Source organism: Microbacterium sp. AISO3, from assembly GCF_002204305.1.
Lineage (GTDB): Bacteria > Actinomycetota > Actinomycetes > Actinomycetales > Microbacteriaceae > Microbacterium > Microbacterium arborescens.
Genome location: NZ_NHRF01000003.1, coordinates 158387 through 172179 on the forward strand (window position 1 = coordinate 158387; position 13793 = coordinate 172179).

The window sequence follows — 13793 nt, forward strand, 5'->3', positions numbered from 1 at the left end:
ATGACGAAGGGGCGGTGCCGATCGGCACCGCCCCTTCGTACGTCTCGTGCTTACGCCTTGCCCTGGTTGGCCACGGCGGCAGCACCGGCCGCAGCCGCCTCGGGGTCGAGGTACTCACCCGGGCCGAGCGGCTTGAGGTTCTCGTCGAGCTTGTAGACCAGCGGGATGCCCGTGGGGATGTTCAGCTCCGCGATGTCGTCGTCGCTGATGCCCTCGAGCTGCTTGACGAGAGCACGCAGCGAGTTGCCGTGAGCGGTCACGAGCACGGTCTTGCCCGCGCGCAGGTCTTCGGCGATGTCGGACTCCCAGTACGGCAGCAGACGGTCGATGACGAGCTTGAGGGACTCGGTGCGAGGCACCTCGCCGTCGATGTCGGCGTAGCGCGGGTCGTTCACCTGGCTGTACTGGTCGTCGTCGGCGAGGGGCGGCGGCGGCACGTCGAACGAACGACGCCACAGCATGAACTGCTCGTTTCCGAACTCCGCGAGGGTCTGCGCCTTGTCCTTGCCCTGCAGCGCACCGTAGTGACGCTCGTTCAGGCGCCACGAGCGCTTGACCGGGATCCACAGGCGGTCGGCCGCGTCGAGAGCGATCTGAGCGGTCTGGATGGCACGGCTGAGGACCGACGTGTAGAGGACGTCGGGCAGCAGGCCCGCCTCGGCGAGCAGCTCACCGCCGCGCTGGGCCTCGGCCTTGCCCTGGTCGGTCAGTCGGACGTCGACCCAGCCGGTGAACTGGTTGGACTTGTTCCACTCGCTCTGCCCGTGGCGGAGGAGGATCAGCGTGTACGGCGCACTCATGCTTCGAGTCTACCGAGCCGGGGCCTGCGATCATGGGGGCATGGCCCCGGGACATATCGGGCAGGCCACCCGTGGTACCACCAACACGAACCGCCTGCGTCGCGTCGATCGCTGGATCGCGCGGCATCCCGTGCTGCGCCGATGCGCCGACCCCCTGGTCATCGACCTCGGCTACGGTGCGAGCGGCGTGACGGCGCTCGAGCTGGAGGCACGGCTGAGGCCCGCCCGCCGGGACGTCGAGGTCCTCGGGCTCGAGATCGACCCCGACCGCGTCGCTCGAGCGCGCTCCCAGCTCGTCGACGTCCGCGCTGGACGCACGCCCTTCGCACCGGATGCCCGCGTCGGGTTCGCGAGGGGCGGGTTCGAGGTGCCCGTCCCGGGTGGACGCAGACCCGCGATCATCCGCGCGTTCAACGTGCTGCGTCAGTACGACGAGTCGGATGTCGCCGATGCGTGGTCCCGGATGGCCTCGCGCCTCGCACCCGACGGAATGCTCGTCGAGGGGACGTGCGACGAGATCGGCCGCGTGAGCACCTGGGTCGAGGTGGGCCCGGATGCCGCGCCCCGCAGCCTCACGATCTCGCTCCGACTCGCGGGGCTCGACTCCCCCGCGATCGCGGCCGAACGCCTGCCGAAGGCTCTCATCCACCGCAACGTCGCCGGCGAACGGGTGCACGCGCTGCTGTCGTCACTCGACGACGAGTGGCAGCGGGCCGCGCCGGCATCCGCTTTCGGGCCGGTCCAGCGCTGGCGCGCCGCTCTCGGGGCGATGTCCGAGCGTGGGCTCGACCTCGGCGACCGCGCTCGGTGGCGGCTGGGCGAGTTCACGGTGCCGTGGAGCGCCGTCGCGCCCCGCTGACGCTCGCGGGGCGCGCCGTGCGCGGAGTCAGCGCCCGGGGCGGAGCAGTGGTGTCAGGCGTCGTCGTTCCAGTCCGCGGCATCCCGTCGCGCTGCGGCACGGCGCGCGACCGCGACCGCGGCCTCGTAGCCGTCGTCGGGGTTCGAGAGGAGGTGATCCGTTGCAAGCGCGTGCAACCGGACGTTCCATTCCGCCGAGGCCGCCGCCGCGTCGATCGCGTCGCGTCCCGACTCGCCGAGGGTCACGAACGCCCGACTGAGGCTCTGCTGGAGGTCGTCGGAGCCGAGGCCGAAGTGGGCGGCCAGCTCGGACGCGAGGGCGCCGCGCTCGGCCTCGGGCGCGAGGCCCGCTGCCGTCCGCCAGGCGGTGCGGGCGACGTCGGTGTTCGCGTCATGAAGCAGTTCCCGCGTGATCGCGGGCCACGCCCGCGGGTCGCGGATCTTCGAGAGCGTGTGGAGCGCCTGGGCCCGTGCCCTCGGCAGCGGCGACCCGAGCTCGGGGATCACCCGGTCGAGGGTCGCCTCGCGGTCCTGTCGGGTGAGGGCCCAGGTCAGCGTCTCGCGCACGGTGAAGTCGGGTTCGTGCGCGCACTGCTCGACGAGCACCGGCACGTACTCGGGACGCGGGTAGGTTCCCGCCGCCATGGCGCTGCGGACCCGCTCGGATCCGTTCGGCGACCCGAGCGCACGGCGCAGGAGATCAGCGGCCGTCGGTGTGTCGTCGTCGGTCGCGGTGCTGTCGTTGCTCATGATGGCTCCTCCTCCCCTATAGAACACTCTCGGCGGCCCTCGGGGGCGGATCCGACTGATGTCGCAACGGCGTCTCAGGCCGGAGTCTCCGATCGGCGGCTGCGGCGCGCGGCTTGCCGCGCCCGCCCGCGACCGCGATCGGCGAGGAAGACCGCGAGATCGTCGACGACGGCCTCGATGAGCGGAGCCCGCGGTCCGTCCGCGTCCCATCCCGCGTACAGCTGTGCTTCGAGGCATCCGTCGACCCCGACGATCGGGACCGTCACCGTGCCCGGGGCCGGGTCGTCCGTCAGCACGGCGACCCCGCGCCCGGCGGCCACGAGCGCGCGCGCGATCGCCGGCTGCCGCACCGTGATGGGGTCGTCGTAGGCGAGGCCGGCCCGACCGACCTCGTGGTCAAGGGCACGTCGCGCCGCGCTGTTGGGCGTCAGCAGCACGAGCGGATGCCGCACGAGCTCGTCGACGCCGACCTCGGCGCGCCGCGCGAGGTCGTGCTCGCGCGGCACGTGAGCCCACACCCGCGCGGCGGACAGTCGGCGCCCACGCCACCCCGGCCGCGGCGTCGTTGTCGAGATCCCGAGGTCGGCGCCTCGCGTGGCGGCCAGGTCGAACACGCGGAACGGGTCTGCGTCATCGCAATCGAGCACCGGCGCGTCCGCTCCGCGTGCGACGAGGTAGGGGGCGATCGCCGACGTGATGGTCGCCGACGGCGCGATGACGTGCAGGATGGCGCGGGTCTGCCCGCTCTCCTGCTTGGTCCGTCCGACGACGTTCTCGGCGAGCGCGAGCAGGTCGGTTACGCGATCGTAAAATCTCGCACCGGCCGGCGTCGGGCGGACCGGCCCATTTCCTCGGACCAGCAGCCGGACGCCGAGCTCATCCTCGAGCCGCTGGATCTGCCGTGACATCGCCGGCTGCGTGATACTGCGGCGACGCGCCCCCGCCGAGATCGAGCCTTCCTCGACGACGGCGGCGAAAGACGCGAAAGCGAACAGGTCGGCCATGCATCGAGAACATACCTCAATGCCCGAATATCATTCGACAACATGGCGGGCTCTCGGGAGCATGGCCGGACGGCGCTGCTGCGTCGAGACGAGAGGACCCGACCCCATGACCGTTTCCGCCCCCGCGCTCCACGATGAGCGCAAAGCCCGCCGCGCCGCCTTCGGCTCGTTCGTCGGCACCTCGATCGAGTGGTACGACTTCTACCTGTTCGGAACCGCAGCCGCTCTCGTGCTGCCGACGGTGTTCTTCCCCGGCGCGGATCCGGCCATCGGACTGCTGGCCTCGTTCGCGACCTTCTGGGCGGGCTTCCTCGCGCGGCCCCTCGGCGGACTCTTCTTCGGCCACATCGGCGACCGTCTCGGACGCAAGAACACGCTCGTCGTCACGCTCATGATCATGGGGGTCGCGACCTTCCTCATCGGGCTCCTCCCCGGGGCCGATGCCTGGGGCATGGCCGCGCCGATCCTGCTCATCGTGCTGCGGGCCGCGCAAGGGTTCGCGGTCGGCGGCGAGTGGGGCGGAGCCGTCCTGATGGCCTCGGAGAGCGCGCAGAAGGGGCGGGGCGTGCGGTCGGCGATGTGGGTGCAGCAGGGTTCACCGGTCGGCAGCATCCTCGCCACCGTCGCGTTCCTGCTCGTGGGGCTGCTCGACCAGGAGGCCTTCCTCTCGTGGGGCTGGCGGGTGCCCTTCCTCGCCTCGGCCGTGCTCGTCGCCGTCGGGCTGCTCATCCGCCTCAAGGTCGAGGAGTCGCCCGAGTTCGAGGCGGCTGCGTCGGATGCGGATGTGCCCCGCATTCCGATCAGCGAGCTGCTGCGCCATCACTGGGGCACCCTGCTGGTCGGCGTGCTCGCGTGCGGCCTCGGCATCGGCGGCGCCTATTTCACCTCGACGTTCATGCTCTCGTACACGACGACCCAGCTGGGCGTCGACCGTCAGACGATGCTGATGATCCTGCTCGGCACGGTCTTCGTGCAGTTCGCCTGGCAGCCGATCGCGGCGCGCATCGCCGAGCGCGTCGGGACGGCTCGGTTCATGGTGGTCAGCCTCGTCGCGGCGATCGCCATCGCCTTCCCGGCCTTCCTCGTCATCTCCTCGGGCGAACCGCTCGGCATCTTCCTGGTTCTCGCGGCGGTCATGATCCCGACCTCCGGCTACTACGCCGTTCTGGCCGGCTTCCTCGCCCAGGCGTTCCCCGTGCGCATCCGCTACACGGGCATCTCGGCCGCGTACCAGCTGTGTGCCACTCTCATCGGTGGCACGACTCCCCTGCTCGCCCAGCTCGCGCTGAACATCGGCGGCGGGAGCTGGGTCGGGATCGCGGTCTTCTACGTCATCCTCATCGGCATCACCCTCATCGGTGTCGTGGGCGTGACGGTCCGCAGCGGCTTCTCGGCCGCCGCGGAGAAGCGCGAGCGCGAGGTGTCCGCATGAGGCTCGACGCGATCATCGAGAACGGGCGCATCCGCACCGGCGACGCCGAGCGCCCGATGGTCTCGCGGATCGGGGTCTTCGCGGGGCGGATCGTCGGGGTCGATGAGGAGATCGACGGCGCCACCGCAGACCGCATGCTCGACCTCGGAGGGGCGCCCGCGGTGCCCGGCTTCCACGACGCGCACCTGCACTTCAGCCTGCACGGACAGAAGCTGCTGCGACTCGACCTGTCGCACACGGCACAACCCGACCTCGACGCCGTCTACGCGGCGATCGCGACAGCCGTGGCCGCCGCTGCTCCCGGGGCGTGGGTGCTCGGGCGCGGACACGACCAGAACAAGCTCGGCCGCCACCCGCACCTGAAAGATCTCGATCGCATCGCGCCCGACAACCCCGTCTACCTCGAACACACCTCGGGACATATGGGCGTCGCCAACAGCGCCGCCTTCCGGGCCATGGGCCTCGACCCCGCCGCACTGCCGCACCACATCGACGGCGGGCACGTCTCGCGCGACGCCGACGGCCATCCCGACGGCCTGCTTCAAGAGCGGGCGCAGGAACTCGTCACCGGCGGCTTCCTGCCGGTGACGCTCGAAACCCACCGAGAGGGCTCCCGGCTGGCCTCGGCCGATCTCCTGCGATACGGCATCACCACCGTGACCGAGCCCGGCATCGGGGCACCGGGGCAGATCGGGCAGAGCCCCGTCGAGCTGCGCGCCTACCAGGAGGGCATCGAAGCCGGCGACATCCGCCTTCGCCTCAATGCCATGCCCTACATCCGCGTCATGCACGACCTCGGCGCGATCGGCGGCGGCGAGAGCGGATGGGGCCTCGACCTGGGGGCGCGCACCGGCCTGGGCGACGACCGGCTGCGCATCTCCGGGACCAAGGTGCTCAGCGATGGTTCGCTCATCGGACGGACCGCGGCCATGTGCTGCGACTTCAGCGACGACCCGGGCAACCGCGGGTTCCTCGTGTGGGAGGAACCGCAGCTGCACGAGATGATCCGCGACGCGCACCGCAACGGATGGCAGATCGCGACTCATGCCATCGGCGACCGGGCGCTCGATGCGCTGATGGATGCCGTCGACGCCGCGCAGCGGGAGTTTCCGCGCCATGACCCGCGCCACCGCATCGAGCACTGCGGGGTCTCGCGGCCCGATCAGATCGACCGGGTCGTGGCTCTCGGCCTCATCCCGAGCCCGCAGGGTCGGTTCGTCTCGGAAACCGGCGACGGCCTGCTCGCGGCGGTCGGCCCCGAGCGGGCCGACATGGTCTACCGCATGCGGACCTGGCTCGACCGCGGTGTCGTGCTGCCCGGCTCGACGGACGCCCCGATCGTGCACGCCGACCCGATCGCGAGCATCCACGACATGGTCAACCGCCGCACCGCGGCCGGCGTGCCGCTGGCGCCCGCCGAAGCGGTATCCCCGGCACAGGCGCTACGGGCCTATACCTACGGTTCCGCCTACGCCGCGCGCGAAGAGCATGTCAAGGGCACCATCCGCCGCGGGATGCTCGCCGACCTCGCGGTGCTCAGCGACGACCTGCTCGAGGTCGACCCCACGCGTATCTCGTCGATACAGGTGGGCGCGACGATTGTCGGAGGCGAACTCGTGCACGACCGCGGCGCCGTCGTGTCGTGATGGTGCCGCAGCTGCGGTGACGCCCGGCCGGATCAGCCGCCGATGTCGAGGGCGACCTTGATCCAGCCAGGCTCGCGGCGGTCGAAGGCCTCGTACGCGTCGATGACCCCGGCGAGCGTCTCGTGGGCGGTGATGAGGGCCGTGGGATCGAAGACCCCGGCGGCGACCATGTCGATGAGCGGAGGCGTGACGCTGTGGTGGTCGCAGTTGCCCATCCGGACGGTGAGGTTCTTGTTCATGGCCTGCCCGATCGGATAGACCTCGGCCAGCGGCGAGTACACCCCGATGATCCCGATTCGCCCGTACTTCGCGACCATCTCGACCGCCCACCGAGACGCTTGCGACGGCGCGTCGCCCGGTCGCCAGAGATCACCCTGAGGCGCGATGTCGGGCGCGACCTGCGCGACCTCCTCATCGAATCCCGCCGCGGTGTCGTCATCCGGGGCTGCCGGACCGCGAGCCGGACGCTCGGCGTCCACCCCCACGGCGTCGATGACGCAGTCGGCGCCGATGTCGTTCGTCAGCTCCATGACAGCGGCCACGGGGTCGTCGTCGTTGAAGTCGACCACTTCGGCTCCCAGAGTGCGCGCCTGCTCGAGGCGATCCGCGACGCCGTCGACGACGATGACGCGTCCGGCGCCCTGCTTGAAGGCCGAGACGACCGAGAACTGCCCGACGATCCCCGCTCCGAGCACGACGACGACGTCACCGCGGGAGACCCCCGCGAGCTGCGCGCCGAACCACGCCGTCGGGAAGATGTCCGAGAGCAGGATCGCCTGATCGTCCGAGACCGCGTCCGGCAGCTTCGTCATCGTGTTCTGAGCCCAGGGGATGCGGGCATACTCGGCCTGCAGGCCGTCGACAGGTCCCGTCGCCTCAGGGCCGCCGAAGAACGAGGTGCCGGCGTGCGGCCCGTTCGGGTTGGCGACGTCGCATTGGGCCGTGTGCCCGTCGCGGCAATAGCGGCACGCGCCGCACGACATCGTCGAGTTGATCACGACGCGGTCGCCGGGCTGGAAGCCGCGAACGTGTTCGCCGACCTCGGTCACGACGCCGACGGCCTCGTGTCCGAGGATGGTGCCGTCCCTCATTCCCGACATCGTGCCGCGAATGAAGTGGAGGTCCGTGCCGCAGATCGCACTGCGGGTGATACGGACGATCGCATCGTGCCCGTCCTCGATCCGAGGCTCGTCGACCTCGTCGAGCCTGATGTCGCCGATGCCGTGCCAGACCACTGCCTTCATGCTCGCTCCTCACTCCAGGGGAATGATCACGCTAGAGAACGGAAGGGATGCCGCACGAGGCGGTTGCGTGACATCCCGAGCTGTCATAGACCATGGTTCTCTGCCAGAGTGTTATCGTTCGATAACCGGAAGAGGGAGCGGCATGGCGCAGCGACGTCTGCCCGCGCGCAACGAGCAGCTACTCGCCGCATCGATGCGCGCCTTCGCCGCCCATGGCTACTTCGGGACGACGACCGCGCAGGTCGCTGAACAGATGGGCGTCTCGCAGCCCTACGTCATCCGCACATTCGGTTCGAAGCTCGAGCTCTTCATCCGCACGCACGCCTTCGCCGGCGAGCTCATGCTGCGGGCGTTCCGCAGCATCGAACCCGGCCAGCTCACGCCCGAGCGGCTCGGAAAGGCCTACCGCGACCTCGTCATCCGCGAGACGGCGGCGGTCCTGGTGCACGCTCACGCCTTCTCGGCCTCCGTCGGCGAGCCGGCGATCGGGGTCGAAGCCCGCCGCCTGTTCGACGAGGTCTACCGAACGCTCGCTGCGGCGGGCCTCGATCACACCGAGATGTGGATGTTCATGGGCCGCGGCATGCTCATCAACAACCTGCTGCTCATGGAGGCCCCGCGCTACGCCGACGGATACGACTTCGCCCCGCTGGTCGCCGTCGTCCTCGGCCCTGCGCCACCGCCAGACGTTCACTCCGACGATCCCGATGCCCATCCCGAGGAGCAGGAAAGATGACCGCCCACGTTCCGTTCACCGACAACTTCACGGACCTGTCCAACACCGAAGGCTTCCAGTTCGAGTTCCGCTGCGAGCGATGCGGCAACGGCTACCGCTCCGCGTTCCGCCGCGATCCCCGAGCCGCAGGCCAGAAGCTCGCGCGCGGGCTGGGCAACCTGTTCGGCGGCGCTCTGGCCGAGTTCACCTCGGCCGCCGATCGCCTCCTCGACCGCGGGACCAACTCCCCCGCGAAGGACGATGCCCTGCGGGCCGCGACCGCTGAGATCGGTCCTCTGTTCCACCAGTGCCGCGGATGCAGCGACTGGGTGTGCGGCGATGTCTGCTGGAACGACGGTGTCGGACAGTGCGCCCGGTGCTCGCCGATCCCGACGGAGGAACTCGCTCAGCTGCAGGCCGAGGCACGCCGCCGGCAGCTCCAGGAGCGCCTCGAGACGACGGATCTGATCGCGGGGGTCGCCGTCGGCCAGCAGGCCCGGCCGCGTTGCTCATCGTGCGGCGCCCGGTCGTCGGGCGGCAAGTTCTGCGGGGAGTGCGGCGCGTCTTTGAACCCGGTGCGTCGTTGCCCGGGATGCGCGCACGAGAACCCGTCGACCTCGCGGTTCTGCGCCGAGTGCGGCACGGGGCTCGTCGCATGAGCCTGCGCCCGACGCGGCGCGGAGCACACGCGCGCACCGCTCTGGTCCTGTGCGCCGTCGGCACGGTTCTCACCGGATGCAGCGCAGGTCAGGACGCCGCCGCATCCCCCGCCCCCTCCGATTCGCCCTCGGCCACGGCCACACCGTCGCCGGCCGCCACGACCCCGTCGACTCCGCCATCCGGCGCCGCCACGGGCGGCACGGCGGACTACACCGAACTGTGCGACGCGAACCGCGAGGCCGCGGCGGCGAAAGCGGGCACGGTCGGACAGGACCTCGCGGCGGCGCACCGGCAGGCCGACGCGATCGCCGCGCTGCTACCGATGACCGAGGTCAGTCCTGAGGTCACGGCCGGGGCGACGGTCTTCGCCGATTCGACCGCGGAGCTGATCGGCATCCTCGAGCAGTATCCGGCAGACACCGCGGTCGTCGACATCGCGCTCGACGACGCGTTGCTGCAGTCGCAGGCCCTCGAGAGTGTCGCTACCAACACCGACTACCAGGCGTTCATCGCCTGGACGATCGAGACCTGTTTCGGCACCATTCTCGGCGAGTGATCCCGGCTCCTACCGAGTCGATGCGGAGCCCGGCGCTCAGATGCGCGGCATCGTCGCCCGGGCTTCGGCCTGCGGCATCCCCGCCGCCGTGAGCAGATCGACCACGAGGGGACGCAGCGCGGTGATGACGTTCTGATCTCCGAGCGAGGAGCCGGGCGCCAGGCGGGTCGGATCGAGGCGGGTCGCGACGGCGAGCAATGACTCGCGGGCTGCCGGTTCCAGCGCGATGTCGTCGATCGACTGGCCCAACAGGTCGGCCGCACGGGCGATCTGGGCGAGGAGGTCGGCGGCGATCGGGCGTGGCTCGCGGTCTTCGAGGGCGTACACGACACGACGGGCGATGACTCGGAGGTTGCGCGTGGCAAGGTCGAGCGACGCCCGCATGCGGTCCTGGCGCTGCAGCTCCTCGCGCTGGCGCCGGAGGAACGGCGAGATGCGGGCGACGGCGAGCCCGGAGTCCAGCGAGGTCGTCCAGTCGTCGACGAGCGGCTGCAGCGCCCGCGCCTTCTCGAGGCCGCGGTCGGCTCGCACCCTGTCGCCGCGGCGCAGCGCCTGGATCACCGTCGCCGCAGCGCCGTCGAACGAGGCGAAGAGGGCGCGGCCCGCCCGCGAGACCTCTCGCAGTGGCCGGCGCGGCAACAGGGCCGTCGCGAGCAGCGCGGCGACCGCTCCCACCGACCCGTCGACGAGGCGGAGGAACGGCATGCTTCCGGGGATCGCGATCACGATCACCGATTGGATCGCCGCCGAGATCGCGAAGCTCGGCTGCGCCGAGAGCACCCGAGCGGTGAGCAGCGTCGCGGCAAGAGCCAGGGCCAGCTGCCACGTCCCTGACCCGACGGCGAGCACGATGAGCTCGGAGACGAGCACACCCACCAGCATCCCGATCACGGTCTCGAGCACACGGCGCGGACGAGCGTCGCGGACGAGCCCGAGACTCGAGATGGTCACGGTCGCCGCGAGCAGGGGCGACGGATGCCCGAGCACGAGGTGCGCGAATGCGTAGGCCGCGGATGCCGCCACGACGATCTGAACGATCGCGGGAGTCGAGTCGCGCGCGCGCTCGAAGCCCCGGCGCGGGCGCACGCGAGCCCGCCAGCCGGTCGCGATGGGCGCAGTGACGGCGGGCGGCTCGTCGGCACGCTCGGGTGTCACGTCAGGTGCGACGGCTCAGGCGGGGCAGCCGCGGCGGCGCGGCGGTGCGGCCGGCGTCGGGCGGGACGACGACCTCCTGCACCGCGGCGACCGTGTCATCACCGGCGTCGACGATGAGGTCGGCATCGATCGGCACCGATCGTTTGACGAGGGCGAGGGCGATCGGCCCCTGCTCGAAGTGGCGCGCGACCGAGGTGACGCGCCCCACCTCCTCGCCCTCGCGGCGCACGATCGCACCGGGTTCGGGGAGCACCGCGTCGCTGCCGTCGAGCTGCAGAGCCACCAGCCGCCGGGGCGGGTGACCGAGGTTGTGCACCTTCGCCACCGTCTCCTGTCCGCGGTAGCAGCCCTTCGACAGGTGCACGGCGGTGCGGAGCCAGTCGACCTCGTGCGGCAGCGTCATGCCGTCGGCCTCGGAGTCCGCACGCGGACGCCACGCGGCGATGCGCAAGGCATCCGCGGCCCACCGTCCGGCGATGCGGCGACGTCCCGCGATGGCCTCGTCGGCGAGCCGGCGGAGCTCCTCGCGGTCGACGATCGCCTCGGCCCAGTCGCGTCCGGCACCGGGATGCCCCTCGCCGGTCGCGTACCCCCACCCGCCGATCGAGACCTCGGGCCACGGGTCGCGCCACACGGCGGACGACGCGAGATCGGCGACTGCGGATGCCGTTCCGCCGACGACCGCGGTGTCGCCGGAGCGATCGGCGACCTCGACCCGCAACCGGAACCGCATGCGCGTGAGCCAGGTCACAAGCGCCTCGAGCCGCCCGGCGTCGGTGATGAGCCAGGTCGTCTCGCCGTCATCGACGACGGATGCCGCATGCTCCACGTGGCCCTGCGGATCGAGCACGAGCAGTTCGGTGCTCTCTCCGGGGAGCAGCCGCGTCAGTGCCTGCGAGGTGAGCGAGTCGAGCCAGCTGAGCCGGTCGGGACCGGTCACGGTGACGACCGAACGGTCGCCGAGCGGTGCGACGGCGGCGCCGCTGTCGAGCAGCTGCTGCTCGCGCATCGGGTTGCCGATGTGCACGAGGCCGAGGTCGTCGCACACCGCCCCGTCGACGCCGGCGAAGGTCGCGCCGTCGCCCGACATCATTCGGCCTTCGCCAGGCGGGCCGAGGCGTGGGAGGCGAGCTCGCCGCCGAGCGCGGCGATGTCCCAGGCCCACAGCAGGTGCCCGTCGACGAGGCCGTACATGCGCGTGGCGGCCGTGTACTCCTTCGCACCCGCGGTGCGGACGACGGCATCGGTGGCGAGGTCGATGCGCGGACCGCGGACCTGTCCGAGATACAGCTCGCTCACACCGTCCGAGTGCACGAGCGCGACCTCGAGGTCGAACCCGCCCTCGGCATTGCGGAGCGCCTCGACGTCGTCGACGGTGCGCTCGCGCGCGGGAGCGGATGCCGGCAGCAGTCCCGGTCCGGCGTCTTCGGCTCCGGCAGGTCGTGCGACGCGCCAATAACCGGTCTCGGCCACGAGAGGCCGAATGCGCGTGCCGCTGTCGTCGATCAGCCAGGCGGTGGCGGAGTAGTTGAGGTAGTCGCCGCCGTCATGGCTGAAGCTCACCTGGTGCGCGAACTCGCCGGTGAGATGACCATCGGCCGTCTCGTAGTCGATGACGCCCGAGCCTTCCCAGACTCCGAGCAGCCATGACAGCGGAACGAGGTCCGCCGGCAGATCGGTGGGCAGCTCGAGCACGATGTCAGCGCTGGCCGCGGTAGAGGTTCTTCACGACGACGCCCGAAACGAAGACGATGGCGAGCGACGCCAGTCCGAGCAGGCCCACGTAGAAGATTTCGAGCGCGAGGAGATCCATGCCCCTACTCTATGCCCGCAGGGGCCGTCCGCGCCTGTGACGAGCGGCAACGCCGGCGGTCAGGCTCCGACGAGCGACGAGAGCCCGAACCCGATGCCGATGAACCCCATGACGAAAAGCGCGCCCAGCACGCTCACCGCGACGCGCTCGATGAACCCGCGCACCCGGCCCGACGCCAGCTGGACGACGAACGCGAGGATGAGGCAGCCGCCGAGGGCGATCGGCATCCATACCGCCCGCTGGTCGACCGGGGCGAGGATGCCCACCAGGACGGCCGCGACGGCGGCTGCGATCCAGACGGCGACGACTCCGGCGACGGTGCGCGGCGGTGCGAGATCGGGCGTGGTCACCGTCCCATTGTGGCCCACGGTGTCGTCCGACGCGACGCTGCGCACGGGCGGCATCCGGCGAACGCCTAAGATGAGTGCACGTCCCGGCCGCTCCCGGAGGAATCCCCGTTGGCACAGCTTCTCGTCCTGAGTTCCACGCACGGCGGTGGTCTCGCGCTCCCGGCGCTCGAGCTGCTCAGCCATCGGGTCCGTCAGATCCCCGCCGAACCCGCCCAGCTCGTCAACGCGCCCAGCGCCGACGTCGTCTTCATCGACGCGCGCCATGACCTCGTCGGCGCGAAATCGCTGTGCAAGATCCTGGGCAGCACGGGCATCGACGCACCGCTCGTGCTCATCGTCACCGAGGGCGGCCTCACCGCAGTCTCCACCGACTGGGGCATCGACGACGTCATCCTCGCCGCGGCCGGACCCGCCGAGATCGACGCCCGCATCCGTCTCGCGATCGGACGCGTGAGCAAAGAGGCCGTATCGAGCCGCATCCAGACCTCCGGCATCACGATCGACGAGTCGTCGTACTCGGCGAAGGTCCACGGGCGCCCGCTCGACCTCACGTACAAGGAGTTCCAGCTGCTCCACTTCTTCGCGACGCATCCGTCGCGGGTGTTCACGCGGGAGCAGCTGCTGAGCGAGGTGTGGGGCTACGACTACTTCGGCGGCACGCGTACGGTCGACGTCCACGTGCGACGGCTGCGAGCCAAGCTCGGCGATCTCGAACAGCTGATCGGCACGGTGCGCAACGTCGGCTACCGCTTCAACGTCTACGAGGACGAGCCGGTTCCCGCCGGTGGCGAATCCGCGCAGGGCTGACTC

General features: G+C 70.8%; 15 protein-coding genes. 7 read left to right on the forward strand and 8 right to left on the reverse strand.

Annotation, left to right across the window (positions count from 1 at the left end; genetic code table 11):
* Positions 1-50: 50 nt before the first annotated feature.
* Positions 51-800, reverse strand: a complete 750-nt coding sequence (locus CBF90_RS05920) for a phosphoglyceromutase (protein WP_023954875.1) — start codon at positions 798-800, stop codon at positions 51-53.
* A 40-nt stretch (positions 801-840) separates the two neighbouring features.
* Here CBF90_RS05920 and CBF90_RS05925 point away from each other — a divergent pair, with 40 nt between their 5' ends.
* Positions 841-1659, forward strand: coding sequence for a class I SAM-dependent methyltransferase (locus CBF90_RS05925; protein WP_036305870.1), 819 nt, complete (start codon positions 841-843; stop codon positions 1657-1659).
* A gap of 53 nt (positions 1660-1712) precedes the next feature.
* On the opposite strand, the gene CBF90_RS05930 is transcribed toward CBF90_RS05925, so the two are convergent.
* Positions 1713-2408 (reverse strand): HEAT repeat domain-containing protein, encoded by a 696-nt coding sequence (locus tag CBF90_RS05930; RefSeq protein WP_088380142.1) that lies wholly within the window; start codon positions 2406-2408, stop codon positions 1713-1715.
* 74 nt (positions 2409-2482) lie between these two features.
* Positions 2483-3412, reverse strand: coding sequence for a LysR family transcriptional regulator (locus CBF90_RS05935; protein WP_088380143.1), 930 nt, complete (start codon positions 3410-3412; stop codon positions 2483-2485).
* A gap of 106 nt (positions 3413-3518) precedes the next feature.
* Between CBF90_RS05935 and CBF90_RS05940 the strand changes: the two genes are divergently transcribed.
* Together CBF90_RS05940 and CBF90_RS05945 are read left to right on the forward strand one after the other, a co-directional pair.
* Positions 3519-4844: an MFS transporter gene (locus CBF90_RS05940; RefSeq protein ID WP_064955013.1), complete on the forward strand. Its 1326-nt coding sequence runs from the start codon at positions 3519-3521 to the stop codon at positions 4842-4844.
* Complete coding sequence (locus tag CBF90_RS05945; protein ID WP_088380144.1) at positions 4841-6490, forward strand: amidohydrolase; 1650 nt, start codon at positions 4841-4843, stop codon at positions 6488-6490. Before CBF90_RS05940 ends, CBF90_RS05945 begins: the two co-directional genes overlap by 4 nt.
* Positions 6491-6522: 32 nt before the next feature.
* Here the strand turns inward: CBF90_RS05945 and CBF90_RS05950 are convergent, their stop codons facing one another.
* A complete protein-coding gene (locus CBF90_RS05950; RefSeq protein ID WP_023954885.1) occupies positions 6523-7734 on the reverse strand; it encodes an alcohol dehydrogenase catalytic domain-containing protein in 1212 nt (403 codons plus the stop codon).
* Positions 7735-7876: 142 nt separating this feature from the next.
* On the opposite strand from CBF90_RS05950, the gene CBF90_RS05955 reads away from it, so the two are divergent.
* From CBF90_RS05955 to CBF90_RS05965, 3 genes are read left to right on the forward strand one after another with little or no spacing between them, the layout of a single operon-like run.
* Complete coding sequence (locus CBF90_RS05955; RefSeq protein ID WP_172407792.1) at positions 7877-8470, forward strand: TetR/AcrR family transcriptional regulator; 594 nt, start codon at positions 7877-7879, stop codon at positions 8468-8470.
* On the forward strand, positions 8467-9108 hold the full coding sequence (locus CBF90_RS05960; RefSeq protein ID WP_088380146.1) for a zinc ribbon domain-containing protein: 642 nt from the start codon (positions 8467-8469) through the stop codon (positions 9106-9108). Before CBF90_RS05955 ends, CBF90_RS05960 begins: the two co-directional genes overlap by 4 nt.
* A complete protein-coding gene (locus CBF90_RS05965) occupies positions 9105-9665 on the forward strand; it encodes a hypothetical protein (RefSeq protein ID WP_137750514.1) in 561 nt (186 codons plus the stop codon). The genes CBF90_RS05960 and CBF90_RS05965 overlap by 4 nt, the downstream gene beginning before the upstream one ends.
* 36 nt (positions 9666-9701) lie before the next feature.
* On the opposite strand, the gene CBF90_RS05970 is transcribed toward CBF90_RS05965, so the two are convergent.
* From CBF90_RS05970 to CBF90_RS05985, 4 genes are all read right to left on the reverse strand, one after another.
* Entirely contained in the window at positions 9702-10820 is a 1119-nt protein-coding gene (locus CBF90_RS05970) for an FUSC family protein (protein ID WP_141097138.1), read from the reverse strand.
* Position 10821: 1 nt separating this feature from the next.
* A complete protein-coding gene (locus tag CBF90_RS05975) occupies positions 10822-11913 on the reverse strand; it encodes a folate-binding protein YgfZ (RefSeq protein ID WP_088380148.1) in 1092 nt (363 codons plus the stop codon).
* Positions 11910-12515 (reverse strand): FABP family protein, encoded by a 606-nt coding sequence (locus CBF90_RS05980; protein ID WP_071917892.1) that lies wholly within the window; start codon positions 12513-12515, stop codon positions 11910-11912. Before CBF90_RS05980 ends, CBF90_RS05975 begins: the two co-directional genes overlap by 4 nt.
* A gap of 177 nt (positions 12516-12692) precedes the next feature.
* Complete coding sequence (locus CBF90_RS05985; protein WP_036306055.1) at positions 12693-12983, reverse strand: hypothetical protein; 291 nt, start codon at positions 12981-12983, stop codon at positions 12693-12695.
* 108 nt (positions 12984-13091) lie between these two features.
* On the opposite strand from CBF90_RS05985, the gene CBF90_RS05990 reads away from it, so the two are divergent.
* Positions 13092-13790, forward strand: coding sequence for a response regulator transcription factor (locus CBF90_RS05990; RefSeq protein WP_064955017.1), 699 nt, complete (start codon positions 13092-13094; stop codon positions 13788-13790).
* Positions 13791-13793: the final 3 nt, after the last annotated feature.

What these genes read in the sequence shown, in the direction of transcription:
- CBF90_RS05925 (WP_036305870.1), top strand. Translation starts at nt 841, where the DNA reads ATGGCCCCGGGACATATCGGGCAGGCCACCCGTGGTACCACCAACACG.
- CBF90_RS05930 (WP_088380142.1), bottom strand. Translation starts at nt 2,408, where the DNA reads ATGAGCAACGACAGCACCGCGACCGACGACGACACACCGACGGCCGCT.
- CBF90_RS05950 (WP_023954885.1), bottom strand. Translation starts at nt 7,734, where the DNA reads ATGAAGGCAGTGGTCTGGCACGGCATCGGCGACATCAGGCTCGACGAG.
- CBF90_RS05960 (WP_088380146.1), top strand. Translation starts at nt 8,467, where the DNA reads ATGACCGCCCACGTTCCGTTCACCGACAACTTCACGGACCTGTCCAAC.
- CBF90_RS05945 (WP_088380144.1), top strand. Translation starts at nt 4,841, where the DNA reads ATGAGGCTCGACGCGATCATCGAGAACGGGCGCATCCGCACCGGCGAC.
- CBF90_RS05935 (WP_088380143.1), bottom strand. Translation starts at nt 3,412, where the DNA reads ATGGCCGACCTGTTCGCTTTCGCGTCTTTCGCCGCCGTCGTCGAGGAA.
- CBF90_RS05955 (WP_172407792.1), top strand. Translation starts at nt 7,877, where the DNA reads ATGGCGCAGCGACGTCTGCCCGCGCGCAACGAGCAGCTACTCGCCGCA.
- CBF90_RS05975 (WP_088380148.1), bottom strand. Translation starts at nt 11,913, where the DNA reads ATGATGTCGGGCGACGGCGCGACCTTCGCCGGCGTCGACGGGGCGGTG.
- CBF90_RS05920 (WP_023954875.1), bottom strand. Translation starts at nt 800, where the DNA reads ATGAGTGCGCCGTACACGCTGATCCTCCTCCGCCACGGGCAGAGCGAG.
- CBF90_RS05940 (WP_064955013.1), top strand. Translation starts at nt 3,519, where the DNA reads ATGACCGTTTCCGCCCCCGCGCTCCACGATGAGCGCAAAGCCCGCCGC.
- CBF90_RS05965 (WP_137750514.1), top strand. Translation starts at nt 9,105, where the DNA reads ATGAGCCTGCGCCCGACGCGGCGCGGAGCACACGCGCGCACCGCTCTG.